Consider the following 12284-nt stretch of genomic DNA (forward strand, 5'->3'; position numbering starts at 1 on the left):
GTCACCCGAGGAGTGCTGGATCAAACGAGGCACTCCTTCAGAACCGCGCGGGCACGTTCTCAGACAGCTCCCCGATACGCGGCGGATCCGCCCCCGGCCGGGACACGGTGATCGCCGCTGCCCGCGCGCTGAACCGCAAGAGCTCGGCCAGCGAGTCCTCTTCGATGTCGCGCAGTCTCGCCCGCGCATCCGCGGAGTCGAGGCCGAGCATGAGGAGTCCATGGATCAGGGCGCTCATGAAGGTGTCGCCCGCACCGACGGTGTCGACGACCTCGACCCGCTGTCCGGGGACGCGCGTCACCCCCGCGCGGGACACCGCGAAGGCCCCGCTCGCGCCCATCGTCACCACGATCACCGATGGCCCGCGCTGCAGCCAGGACCAGGCAGCTTCGAGGGGATCCACTCCCGGATAGAGCCAGGCGAGATCCTCATCGCTGGCCTTGACGAGGTCGGCGAGGGTGACGAAGCTCTCCACGTCGACGACCGCCCGGGCGTGGTCGGGGAGGAGCGCGGGCCGCACGTTGGGGTCGTACGTGATCAGCGACGACCCCCGCATCTCGGTGAGGAGGGTGCGCACCACGCCGGCGCCGGGAGCGAGCAGAGCGGCGATGGACCCGGTGTGCACGATGCCGGCGGGGTCCTCGCGCGCTGCCGAGACATCGGCCACGGACCAGGCGATGTCGAACTCGTAGCGCGCGGAACCGGTCTCGTCGAGGTGCGCGGTGGCGGTGGCGGTCCGCGAGGTGTCGGAAGAGACGACCTCGACCCCCGCGTCTGCCAGCCAGCTGCGGATCTGCGCACCGTGCGTGTCCGCGCCGAGCTGCGTCAGGAGCTGCGCGCTGTCGCCGAGCCGGCCGAGCGCGAGGGCGACGTTCGCCGGGCTCCCGCCGGGGCTCTCGTCGATGCGGCCATCCCCGCGGTGCACCACATCGACGAGAGCCTCTCCGATGACGAGGACCTGACCGCTCATGAACGCCCGGCGGGCGTCAGGAACGAGAGGATGCTGTGCGGCTCGACGATCCGCGGCGTGAGCTGGGCGTTGAAGGTGCGCCCGGCCTCCGCACCGAGGTGCGCGTCGAACGCCTCCTGATCCCGGTAGATCTCGAAGACGACGAAGCGGTCCCGGTCCTCGGCGCGGCGGTACACGTCGAACGCGCTGTTCCCCGGCTCGGCCCGCACGGTCGCCGCGTACTCCGTGATCAGGGCATCGACCTCGTCAGCCGCGCCGGGCCGCGCCGTGAACTCGGCGGAGAGGACGATCCGGTCGTCGGTCATGCCTGTGCCGCTCCGGTCATGATCGCCACGGCATCCGTCATGTTGTGCGACTGCGGCGTGATGGTCGCCGCGCGCTTGCCCAGGCGCTGGATGTGGATGCGGTCGGCGACCTGGAACACGTGCGGCATGTTGTGCGAGATGAGGATGACGGGCACCCCGCTGCCGCGCAGGTTCTCGATCAGCTCGAGCACCTGGTTCGATTCGCGCACGCCGAGGGCGGCGGTGGGCTCGTCGAGCACGACGACCTTCGAGCCGAAGGCCGCGGCCCGTGCGACGGCGACGGCCTGGCGCTGGCCTCCGGACAGGTTCTCCACCGACACCGTCACGTCCTGGAGTGTGGAGATGCCCAGCTTGAGCACCTGCTCGCGGGCGTCCTGACGCATGCCCGCGGTGTCGAGCGCGCGGAAGACGGAACCCAGGATGCCGGGCTTGCGGCGTTCGCGTCCGAGGTACAGGTTCGACGCGACGTCGAGGGCGGGAGAGACGGCGAGGTTCTGATAGACCGTCTCGATGCCGGCGTTCCGCGCATCCTGAGGTCCCTTGAAGTGGACCTCCTTGCCGTCGAGCAGCAGCTGCCCGTCGTCGGGGATGTACGCGCCGGTGAGGCACTTGATGAGCGTCGACTTGCCGGCGCCGTTGTCGCCGATGATCGCGAGCACCTCGCCGGCGTGGAGCTGCAGGCTCACGCCGTCCAGTCCCACCACGCGGCCGAAGGTCTTGACGAGGCGCTTGGCCTCGAGCACGGGTACGCCGGTGGGGACCGGCGCCAGGGAGGGAGCTTCAGTTGCGTTGGTCACTTGCGTACCTTTCGAATCCACTGGTCGATGGCGACAGCGACGATGACGAGGATGCCGATGGCGAGGGTCTGGTACAGACCGTCGACGCCGGCGAGGAAGAGACCGTTGCGGAACACTCCGACGATGATCGCTCCGAGCAGCGTGCCCCAGATGATCCCGCGGCCGCCGAAGAGCGAGGTGCCGCCGATCACCACGGCCGTGATCGAGTCGAGGTTCAGGTCGGCGCCGGCGTTGGGGCTGGCGGCGCCCGAGCGCCCGATCTGGATCCAGGCGGCGACGGCGAGGATGGCGCCGGCCGCGATGTACACGCTGAAGAGCACCTTCTTCGTCGAGATGCCCGCGAGGCGCGCGGCGTCTTCGTCATCGCCCACGGCGTAGACGTGGCGACCCCAGGCGGTGCGGCCGAGGATGTAGGCGACGAGAGCGTAGAGCGCGAGCATGATGAGCACGCCGACCGTGAGTCGTACATCGCCGAGCGGCAACGAGGTCGACGTCCAGGTGAGCATCTCCGGCATGTCCGACTTGCGGATCGTCTGGCCCCCGCTGTACAGCAGGGTCAGGGCGATGAAGACGTTGAAGGTTCCGAGCGTCGCGATGAACGGGGGCAGCTTGACCCGCGTGACGAGCAGGCCGTTGAGGGCTCCTGCGGCAAGAGCGGCCAGCAGGCCGGCGAGCAGTGCGATGGGGGCCGGGAGGCCGTTGTTCGCGGCGGTCTGCGCCATCACCATCGACGTGCCGATCATCAGCGCGCCGACAGAGAGGTCGATGCCGGCGGTGAGGATGATCAGGGTCTGCGCGATCGCGACGGTTCCGACCACCGAGACCTGGTCGAGCACGAGCGACAGGTTCGCCGCCGCGAAGAACCGCGGGTTGATGGTGCCGAACACGATGACCGCGACGACGAGCACCACGGCAGGGCTGATGGCCGGGTAGCGGTGGAGGATGCCGCGGAGGCGATCCACCGGCGTGCGGTGGTCGAGGAACTCCGCCGCGAGGTCCAGGGAGGACGTGGGGGCTGTTTGCGTCACGATGTCAGATCCAATGTTCGTTCCGGGGGTGCCGCGGGCAGCGCATGCTGACCGCGGCACCCGTGGGGATGCTTACTCGCCGCCCCAGCAGATGCCGGAGGCTTCGGCGGTGTCGATCGAGGTCACGCCGTCGACGGCCTGATCGGTCACGAGCTCGACGCCCGTGTTGAAGAAGTCCAGGCCTTCGGAGTTCTCGGGCTTGGTGCCGTCCTTGACGAGGTCGACGATCGCCTGAACGCCGAGCTCGGCCATCTTCACCGGGTACTGCTGGCTCGTCGCGTCGATGATGCCGTCCTCGACCTGACCGACACCGGCGCATCCGCCGTCGATCGAGACGATGAGGACATCGTCCTTGTCCTTGCCGGCGGCCTCCAGGGCCTGGTACGCGCCGTAGGCGGCGGGCTCGTTGATCGTGTAGACCACGTTGATGTCGGGGTTCTTGGCGAGCAGGTTCTCCATCGCGGTGCGGCCGCCGTCTTCGGCGCCCTGCGAGGCCTCGTTGCCGACGATCGTGTAGTCGCCGCCCTTGCCGCCGGTGTAGGAGCCCTCGGACTCCTCGTCGCCGTTGACCTGGTCGTCGCCGAGCTCGATGCCGAGACCATCGAGGAAGCCCTGGTCGCGGTTGTAGTCCACGCTCACGGCCTTATCGTCGAACAGGTCGACGAGGCCGATGACCGCTTCTGCACCGTCGAGCTTCTCGGCGGTCCACTGGCCGACGTACTGGCCGGCGAGGAAGTTGTCGGTGGCGAAGGTGATGTCGACGGCGTCGGCGGGATCCGGTGCCGTATCGAGCGCGATCACGAAGATGCCGGCGTCGCGGGCCTTCTCGATCGCGTCGAGCACGGCCGGGCCGTTGGGCGTGATCAGGATGCCCTGGTCGCCCTTGGAGATCGCGGCCTCGATGGCCTGGATCTGGGTGTCCTCGTCGCCGTCCTCCTTGCCGGCGGCCAGGGTGAGCGAGACGCCGTCCTTCTCGGCGGCCGCCTTCGCGCCGTCCTGCATGGCGACGAAGAAGGGGTTGGAGTTGGTCTTCACGATGAGCGAGACGCCGATCGTGTCCTCCGAGGATCCGCCGCCTGCGCCGTTGGTGGCGCCGGAGCATCCGGTCAGTGTCAGCGCGAGACCGGCGGACACCGAAACCGCTGCCAGAAGCACGCGGGGGAATCGTGGGGTGAGCTTCTTCATTGAGTTCCTTTCGGCCGTCGTCGCCCGTTTGACAACGATGTCAAAGGCAGTTCTACTCGATCGCTGAAGTAGAGTCAAGTCACCTTCGAGGAAAAGAGACGCAAGCGTGACAACGATGTCGACATCGACGCCGCAACAGCCCAGGGCGACCATGAAGCACGTCGCAGCGCTCGCCGGCGTCGGGATCAAGACCGTGTCACGAGTCATCAACGACGAGCCGAACGTGACGGAGGCCACCGCCGAACGGGTGTGGAAGGCGGTTCGAGAGCTCGACTACCAGCTCGACCTGCAGGCGGGCAGCCTCCGTCGAGCGGATGGCCGCACCCGCACCCTCGGGCTCCTCGTCGGCAGCGTGGACAACCCCTTCGCCGGCGCCATCCACCGTGCGGTGGAGGACATCGCGGCAGCCCGCGGGGTCGCCGTCTTCGCCTCGAGCATGGACGACGACGCCGGGCGCGAGTCCGAGGCGGTGCGGGCCTTCCTGCAGCGGCGCGTCGACGGGCTGATCCTGACCACGGCCAGCGACCACCCCGAGTACCTGTCGCTGCTCCGCGACCGCGGCCTGCCCGTCGTCTACGTCGACCGCGAGCCCCTGGAAGCCGACGTCGACACCGTCGCCAGCGACAACCGCGCCGGAGCGGCCGCCGCGACGGCGCACCTGATCGCTCACGGACACCGGCGCATCGCGCTGCTCACCGACCGTCTCGACCTCGTCACCGCCCGCGAGCGCCGCCAGGGCTACCTCGGCGCCCACGCGGCGGCGGGCGTCCCGGTGCCCGAAGACCTCATCGTCACCGGCCTGCATGAGGCGACGGATGCCGAGGGCGCACTCGCCCGGCTCCTGGCGTCGGACGAGCCCCCCACCGCCGCCTTCAGCGCGCAGAACCTCATCACGATCGGCGCGCTGCACGCCCTGCGAGCAGCCGGACTCTCGCACTCCACGGCCCTCGTCGGCTTCGACGATGTGGCGCTCGCCGACCTCATGGATCCCGGTGTCACCGTGGTCGCGCAAGACCCGCAGCTCATCGGGAAGCACGCGGCCGAACGGGTGTTCGCACGCCTCGGCGGCGAGGTCGACGAACCCGTGCGAACCGTCGTGCCGGTCACGCTCGTGCAGCGGGGCAGCGGCGAGATCGCGCCGCGCGGACGGGTCTGACCCGGGGTTGCGCTTCGTCGACGAAGGGCCCTAAGCTCCTGCACCAGCGGTTGACATCGATGTCAACTCGCCTCATGCACGAAGGAGAGCGCACCGTTGCCTGCACCCATCCGTCCGCGTCGGACGCGGCCCCGCACCGCCGAAAACCCCGGAAAGATCATGATCGGCGGCGCGCTCAGCGTGCTGCTGGCCCTCGGCTGCGTCATCCCCGCCGCAGCCGCGGACACGAACCCCGGAGATCCGAATCCCGCCGAGCAGCAGTACCGTCCGCTCATCCACTTCACGCCCGAGAAGAACTGGATGAACGACCCCAACGGGATGGTCTACGTCGACGGCACGTATCACCTGTTCTTCCAGCACAATCCAGCCGGCACCGGGTGGGGCAACATGAGCTGGGGGCACGCCACCTCGACGGATCTCCTGCACTGGGAGGAGCAGCCGCTGGCGATTCCGCAGACGTTCAACGATGCGGGGGAGTCCATCGAGGACATCTTCTCGGGGTCGATCGTTGTGGATGAGAACAACTCCGCGGGCTTCGGTCCCGCCGGCTCCCAGCCCCTGGTCGCGATCTACACCTCCGCGTACACGCCGCAGCATCCCGAGCATCCGGGCATCCAGGCACAGTCCCTCGCGTACAGCCTCGACGACGGACAGACCTGGACCAAGTACGACGGCAACCCGGTGCTGGACCGCAAGTCGGCGAACTTCCGCGACCCGAAGGTGTTCTGGTACGACGGCCCGGCCGGCGCGTACTGGGTCATGACCACGGTGGAGGCGACGGACCACCAGGTCGTGCTCTACAAGAGCACCGACCTGAAGTCGTGGGAGCACCTCTCCGACTTCGGTCCCGCGAACTCCGTCGGCGGGATCTGGGAGTGCCCCGACCTGTTCGAGCTGCCGGTCGACGGCGACCCGGACAACACCAAGTGGGTCATGGTCGTCAATCTGAACCCGGGCTCCGTCAACGGCGGCAGCGGCGGACAGTACTTCGTCGGCGACTTCGACGGCGTGAGCTTCACCTCGGAGACGACAGATGCTCCGGGGCAGGTGCCGTCGGGCACGACCTTCGCGGGCTTCGACGAGGGGGACTACGACGGCTGGACCGTCTCGAACGAACCCGGCAACCGCTTCGACGGCCCCTGGGGCACCGCGCCCGCGACCGGTCCACTCGACGGGCAGAGCCCCGTCACCGGGTTCGTGGGCGAGGGATTCGCGAACAGCTTCCTCGACCATGACTGGGCGATCGGCACTCTCGAGTCGCCCGAGTTCACGATCGACGACGACTACATCAACCTGCTCGTCGGCGGGGGCAAGCACCCGCACGTCGAGGGCAGCCAGCTGGGCAACACGCCTCCGGCTGGTCGGACGGTCTTCGACTTCGAGCTCGCAGAGGGGCAGACCCTGCAGAGCACCGGCTGGGAGCTCACCGGCGACTTCGCGATCGACGCGGCACGGAACCCCTCGACGCAGGGTGGCGAATTCTTCCTCGGCGAGAAGCGCGTGAACACCTTCGAGGGCGGGCCGAACCAGGATGACAACGTCGGAACGATGACGTCGCCGGCCTTCACGATCGACGGAAACCACGTCTCCTTCCTGCTCGGCGGCGGACGCCGTGACGACGGCACGCTCCAGGCCGAACTCCTCGTCGACGGGGAGGTGGTACGGAGTCAGACGGGCCGCAACGCCGGTGACCTGACCTGGACCTCATGGGACGTCTCGGAGTTCGAGAGCGCGGAGGCGCAGCTGCGCATCCGCGATGACGCGAAGGGTGGCTGGGCACACCTCACGTTCGACCATCTGGTCATCGGCGACGAGAAGTCCACACCCCGCTCGGACGAGACGGCGGTGAACCTGATCGTGGACGGGGCCGTGGTGCGCAGCGCCACCGGATCGAACAGCGAGAACCTCGACTGGGCCTCGTGGGACGTCGAGGATCTGCGCGGGAAGACCGCGACGATCCAGGCGGTCGACAACAACCGACAGGGTTGGGGCCACCTGCTGTTCGACCAGGTAACCTTCTCGGATGCTCCGGCGCAGACCGCCCTCGAGGGCTACGACTGGCTCGACTGGGGTCGCGACTACTACGCCTCGGTGTCGTACTACGGCACTCCCTCGGGATCCCGGATCATGCAGGGCTGGATGAACAACTGGGACTATGCGGGCGACATCCCGACCCCGACGTGGCGCGGATCCATGGCGCTGCCGCGCGAGGTCGCGCTCACCGACACCTCGGAGGGGCCGCGCCTGAGTCAGAGGGTCGTGGAGCAGATCGACGGTCAGCTCGACACGAAGGCCGCCGAGACCCTCGACGACGTCCGGATCGACGGCGACACGGCACTCGGACTGGACGCCGAGGTGGCGAAACTGGATGTGGTCCTCCGCCCCGGCGACGCGGATTCGGCCGGCATCACCGTCTTCTCCGACGGTGAGACCGGAACACGCATCGGGTACGACACCCGGTCGGGCCGCGTCTTCATCGACCGCACGAAGTCGGGCGTCGTCGGGTTCAACCCGTCGTTCGCATCCGTCTCCGACGCGCCGCTGGCTCTCGAGGAGAACGGCACGGTCACGCTCGAGCTCTACCTGGACCGGGCATCCGTCGAGCTCTTCACCGACGACGGGATGCTGACCATCACGGATCAGGTCTTCCCGGAAGCGGGGGCGACGGCGGTCTCCGGCTGGTCCCGGGGTGGCGCCGCCACCATCGAGAGCATCACCGTGACACCGCTCACCCCGACCATGTGGCAGGTGCCGGAGCCGGGCGGCGACGCGTCGATCGCGCTCAGCACCAAGACCGTTCGCGCGGGAGACAGCATCACGGTCTCCGGGAGTGCGTTCGAGCCGGAGAGCACGCTGGCGCTGGAACTGCGGTCGGATCCGGTGGCGCTCGGAAAGGCCGTCGTCGACGGCGGTGGCGCGTTCCGGCAGAGCGTGACGATTCCCGCCACCACCCCCGCCGGCCCGCACACGCTCGCCGTGATCCGGGCGGACGGCAGCGAGGTGACGCTGCCGCTGACGGTCACCGCTCGATCCGGCACTGGGGGCGGCTCTGGTGGTAGCGGCTCCGGCGGAAGCGGTGGCGCGTCCGGACCGGGTCAGGGCGATGGCGCGCTGCCGGGAGGCCTGGCGAACACGGGTGCCGAGCCCTGGCCGCTGCTCGCCGTCGGCATCCTGTCCGTCCTCGCCGGCGGTGCTGCGCTCGTGATGCGACGCATCCGTCGCCACCTCGGCTGACTGGCAGTGCGCACGGGGTGGGTCGCGGCGCCGCCGCGGCTCACCCCTGAGCGCGTGGGATCCGCACTGAACTCAGTCGAAGACCGGGCTAAGGAAGCGGCGCTCGTAGCGACGGATGCACTGCGTCCTGCGCGCGAAGTCGAAGGCCTCGATGCACTCGGGGTCGGTCTTCGAGGCGGTCCGGTAGATCTCGTACTCGGCGAGCGAGGGGAAAGTGAACAGGGCGAAGGCCTCGTCGCTGTCGCCCTCGCTCGGCAGGAAGTAGCCGTGGTGGGTTCCGCCGTGCTTCGCGACGAGCCGGATCCAGGTGCGCCCGTACTCGGTGAAGTCGTCGAGCTTGTCCGGGTCGATCTCGTAGCGCAGGTGAACAGTGATCATCCGATCATCTTCTCAAATGGCGCGTCCGTCCTCTTCGGCGTCGAGGAGCTCGAGGGGTTCTCGCGCCGTCAGTCGCCGCTCTCCGCGTACGTCGCGGCCAGCGCCTCCCAGAGCGAAGCGGCGACCGTGGGGGACGGCCGTCCGCGGTTGGTCAGGACGACCAGGGTCGCGCCGGACTCCATGTCGGTGAAGGACGCCGAGGTGAATCCGCCGAAGGATCCTCCGTGCCCCTGCCACTCGATGCCATCGATCGTCTTGCGCGAGGTGGAAAGCCCGGTCGTGTCGTCGGCGGCGAGCGCCTGCTCAGTGGGCTCGATCATCATCTCGACGGTGGCGGGGTCGAGCACGGTCTCGCCGGTGAAGAGCGCGTCGAGGAAGCTCGCCGCGCCGAGCGCGTTGCCGGCGAAGAAGCCGTCGCCGAAGGGGAAGCCGAACTCGTCGCTCGGCACGCCGGTGGCGCCGTACGCGGTGTTGTAGTCCTGCAGCCCGAGGTCGTTCGCGAGTGGGGTGTAGCCGTGCGCGAAATGTTCGATCGTCGAGTCCGCGTCGCGGTCGCAGGTCATGACCGCTCCGCTCTCCGCATCCTGTGCTCCGGCATCCGTGAGGAAGGCGTTCACGGCCTCCGTCACCTCCGCCTCGCCGCCGAAGACCTCCGTGAGCACCCGGAGCAGCACGATGTAGTTCGTGTCCTGGTACTCGTAGATCGAACCGGGATCCACGGGAGCTGTGATTCCCGCGTTCAGCTGCTCGAAGGTGAACGCCCGGTCCGGTTCGTACTCGCTCGGTGCGGTCCCGATCGGCGCCCCCTCGGTGCCGGGCGGGAACAGCGGCGTGACCGCAGGGTCGGCGTATACATTGCCGTAGCCGCTCGTATGGGAGAGCAGCATCCGGAGGGTGACGACGTCCGACCCGGCGATCTCGTCGCCGACGTATTCGGCGATCGGAGTGTCGAGCTCGAGCCTCTTCTCCTCGACCTGGGCGAGCGCGAAGGTACCGAGGACGAGTTTTCCGAAGCTGCCGAGGTTGAAGAGGGTGTTCGAGTCGACGGCGAGCGCGGGATGGACGTTCATGATGGCATCGCCGCGCTCGGTCGACCAGACGACGACGCCGTCGCGGATCAGCACCGCCTGGACTCCCTGATCGCCCGCATCCTGCAGCGTCGCGTCAAGGGTCTGATCCAGAGCGTCGGCGAGCGGCGAATCCTGGGCATCGCCCGTCGGATCCGCAGGCCCCACGCCGGCATCTCCCGTGCAGCCGGCGAGACCGACCATGAGGGCGACCGTGACGACCGAGGCGAGCACCTTGTGCGTGCGGGGCGTTTCGAGGGGTGACGACATGAGGGGCCTTTCGAGCGGAGGCGGGCTGTGGCGACGCCGATACCCTCCTGTTCACCGTCGTGGTCGACGGCTTGCTCAGGAGGTCGGCGCCCCAGGTGCGCCTCAGTCTGCTGGCCGCGTCGGGCAGGTCCTATGGACGGATGCGCAATCGCAAACGGTATGCGTTGGATGCCGCTCCAACGGCCTAGTCGAACGAGTGCAGGCGGAGGGTCAGCCAGAGCAGGAGCGTATCGTCGGCCTGGTCGAAGTCGATCCCGAACAGTTCCGCGATCCTCGCCAACCGGTAGCGGAGCGTGTTCGGGTGGATGAAGAGCGCCCCGGCCGCCCGGATCACGTCCTGATGATTCTCGAGGTACGTGAGCACGGTCGATGCGTATTCCGTCCCGGTGACGCGATCATTCGCGAGCAGGGCGGTGGCGTGCAGGGAGCGCAACTCGTCCGACGGACGCACCAGGGAGGCGATGTCACGCAGTGCCAGGTGGCTCCGCATCTCTTCGGCGACGAGCACCCGTCGGTCGAGCGCCGGCGCGAGCATGAGCAGCACATCCGCATCCATCCGGCTCTTGGTGATCTGCGACGCGGCCTCGACCATCGGACCGCACGATGCGAACAGCGACACCTGAAGCCAGAGCTCGATCCGTCCCGCGAGACGCTCCAGCGCAGCGGCCGTCATGTCCTCCTCACCGCGCACCTCCGCGACCATGTAGACGACGTCTCGGATCAGAGCGACCTGCGCGGGGCGCTCGCGACTGTGCGCGTGGTTGGCGACGAACTCGACGAAGCGGGCCATCCTCGTCGGGGTCGCCGCCGCGGGATGCTCGATGCGCAGCGCCACCACGACCATCGCGCCGCCGTCGGTGAACCCGAGTTCGTCCAGCACGAGACGAGCGTCGTCGCCGCCGTCCAGTGCGCGTTGCAGCAGCGTCGCCGCGCGCAGGCGCGAGAGGTCCGACGATGACCGTCTTTCCACCAGTCGAAGGGCGGCGATCTTGGCGGAGTTCTCGAGGATGCGGATGCCGTCGTCGTCGATGGTTCCGTCGGCGTCGATCACCCAGATCGAACCCAGCGGCTCGGTGCCCGCCATGACGGCGACGGCGACGCGATCGAGCGCGCCCGCGCGTGCCGCCAGGCGGTGCGCGCGGAGGTCGAGGTAGAGGCGCGCGTACTGCTCGTCGTTCTCGTCGACGTTCGGTACCTGCCGGCCGAGGATTCCTTCGCGTCGATCTTCATCGATCGGCTGTCCGGGCAGAGTCGAGTACGACACGATCTGCCGATGCATGTCCTCGATCACCGTCGCCCCGCCCACGGTCGATGCGATCGCGTCCGCCAGCTCGAAGAGATCGCCGCGTTGCGGCTCGGAGTGGGCGCCCTCCGACTCCGATGGTCGCAGCATCTCGGTGAGGAGGCTGATGACCTGCAGCCAGTCGGTGTCCGGATCGACGGAGAAGACCGGGAGCCCCGTCTCGTCCGCTTCGGCCAGGAGGTGAGCGGGAACAATATCCGTGGGACGTATCACCAGCGCCGCCGCTCCGCGCTCGGCGAGCTGCGTGACCAGCCGGGCGATCTCCTCGACCCGCTGAATGCCCGGAGCGAGGACGACCGCATCCTGTACGGCCCGCGACCCGGAACTCGCGTCCCACAGGTTCACGCCGGCTGCCGTCAGCCGCCGCCCGTTCGCCGCCGTGAGCAGATGCACCCCGAGCGCTCCGAGTCGCAGCGTGAGCTGCCCGCCTCCGAGATCGAGGTGGCTGTCTCTTTCGCCCATGTCATCCGCTCCTTCGCTCGCGCCGTGCCTGACTTCAGCATTCTGCATGAAGGATTGCGCGCTTTCTTGGACTTCCGTCTGACGATCATGCCGCGCGCCTTCGTCACACTGTGACGGTCAGCATGGTGC

General features: G+C 68.6%; 10 protein-coding genes. 2 read left to right on the forward strand and 8 right to left on the reverse strand.

Translation table 11 applies throughout. The features are described 5' to 3' along the window. Positions 1-37 precede the first annotated feature (37 nt). The 5 genes from QFZ21_RS16425 to QFZ21_RS16445 form a co-directional block, all read right to left on the reverse strand. Positions 38-970: a carbohydrate kinase gene (locus QFZ21_RS16425; protein ID WP_307379701.1), complete on the reverse strand. Its 933-nt coding sequence runs from the start codon at positions 968-970 to the stop codon at positions 38-40. Beyond that, on the reverse strand, positions 967-1275 hold the full coding sequence (locus tag QFZ21_RS16430; protein ID WP_307379704.1) for a putative quinol monooxygenase: 309 nt from the start codon (positions 1273-1275) through the stop codon (positions 967-969). The genes QFZ21_RS16425 and QFZ21_RS16430 overlap by 4 nt, the downstream gene beginning before the upstream one ends. After that, positions 1272-2072 (reverse strand): ATP-binding cassette domain-containing protein, encoded by an 801-nt coding sequence (locus QFZ21_RS16435; RefSeq protein WP_307379707.1) that lies wholly within the window; start codon positions 2070-2072, stop codon positions 1272-1274. Before QFZ21_RS16435 ends, QFZ21_RS16430 begins: the two co-directional genes overlap by 4 nt. Then, a complete protein-coding gene (locus QFZ21_RS16440; RefSeq protein ID WP_307379709.1) occupies positions 2069-3100 on the reverse strand; it encodes an ABC transporter permease in 1032 nt (343 codons plus the stop codon). Before QFZ21_RS16440 ends, QFZ21_RS16435 begins: the two co-directional genes overlap by 4 nt. Positions 3101-3172: 72 nt before the next feature. After that, complete coding sequence (locus QFZ21_RS16445; protein ID WP_307379712.1) at positions 3173-4285, reverse strand: substrate-binding domain-containing protein; 1113 nt, start codon at positions 4283-4285, stop codon at positions 3173-3175. Positions 4286-4400: 115 nt separating this feature from the next. Between QFZ21_RS16445 and QFZ21_RS16450 the strand changes: the two genes are divergently transcribed. Both QFZ21_RS16450 and QFZ21_RS16455 read left to right on the forward strand, forming a co-directional pair. Continuing rightward, positions 4401-5441 carry a LacI family DNA-binding transcriptional regulator gene (locus tag QFZ21_RS16450; protein ID WP_307379714.1) on the forward strand — a complete coding sequence of 347 codons (1041 nt, stop codon included), beginning with the start codon at positions 4401-4403 and terminating at the stop codon, positions 5439-5441. A gap of 159 nt (positions 5442-5600) precedes the next feature. Further along, positions 5601-8675, forward strand: a complete 3075-nt coding sequence (locus QFZ21_RS16455) for a GH32 C-terminal domain-containing protein (RefSeq protein ID WP_373426050.1) — start codon at positions 5601-5603, stop codon at positions 8673-8675. 72 nt (positions 8676-8747) lie between these two features. Here QFZ21_RS16455 and QFZ21_RS16460 read toward each other — a convergent pair whose 3' ends face one another. From QFZ21_RS16460 to QFZ21_RS16470, 3 genes are all read right to left on the reverse strand, one after another. Further along, a complete protein-coding gene (locus QFZ21_RS16460; protein ID WP_307379718.1) occupies positions 8748-9053 on the reverse strand; it encodes an NIPSNAP family protein in 306 nt (101 codons plus the stop codon). Positions 9054-9121: 68 nt separating this feature from the next. Then, positions 9122-10390: a serine hydrolase gene (locus QFZ21_RS16465; RefSeq protein WP_307379719.1), complete on the reverse strand. Its 1269-nt coding sequence runs from the start codon at positions 10388-10390 to the stop codon at positions 9122-9124. Between the two features lie 184 nt (positions 10391-10574). Beyond that, positions 10575-12155 carry a PucR family transcriptional regulator gene (locus QFZ21_RS16470; RefSeq protein WP_307379721.1) on the reverse strand — a complete coding sequence of 527 codons (1581 nt, stop codon included), beginning with the start codon at positions 12153-12155 and terminating at the stop codon, positions 10575-10577. Positions 12156-12284: the final 129 nt, after the last annotated feature.

Origin of the sequence: Microbacterium sp. W4I20 (assembly GCF_030816505.1) — a bacterium.
Taxonomy (GTDB): Bacteria; Actinomycetota; Actinomycetes; order Actinomycetales; family Microbacteriaceae; genus Microbacterium.

What these genes read in the sequence shown, in the direction of transcription:
- QFZ21_RS16470 (WP_307379721.1), bottom strand. Translation starts at nt 12,155, where the DNA reads ATGGGCGAAAGAGACAGCCACCTCGATCTCGGAGGCGGGCAGCTCACG.
- QFZ21_RS16425 (WP_307379701.1), bottom strand. Translation starts at nt 970, where the DNA reads ATGAGCGGTCAGGTCCTCGTCATCGGAGAGGCTCTCGTCGATGTGGTG.
- QFZ21_RS16460 (WP_307379718.1), bottom strand. Translation starts at nt 9,053, where the DNA reads ATGATCACTGTTCACCTGCGCTACGAGATCGACCCGGACAAGCTCGAC.
- QFZ21_RS16455 (WP_373426050.1), top strand. Translation starts at nt 5,601, where the DNA reads ATGATCGGCGGCGCGCTCAGCGTGCTGCTGGCCCTCGGCTGCGTCATC.
- QFZ21_RS16445 (WP_307379712.1), bottom strand. Translation starts at nt 4,285, where the DNA reads ATGAAGAAGCTCACCCCACGATTCCCCCGCGTGCTTCTGGCAGCGGTT.
- QFZ21_RS16450 (WP_307379714.1), top strand. Translation starts at nt 4,401, where the DNA reads ATGTCGACATCGACGCCGCAACAGCCCAGGGCGACCATGAAGCACGTC.
- QFZ21_RS16430 (WP_307379704.1), bottom strand. Translation starts at nt 1,275, where the DNA reads ATGACCGACGACCGGATCGTCCTCTCCGCCGAGTTCACGGCGCGGCCC.
- QFZ21_RS16465 (WP_307379719.1), bottom strand. Translation starts at nt 10,390, where the DNA reads ATGTCGTCACCCCTCGAAACGCCCCGCACGCACAAGGTGCTCGCCTCG.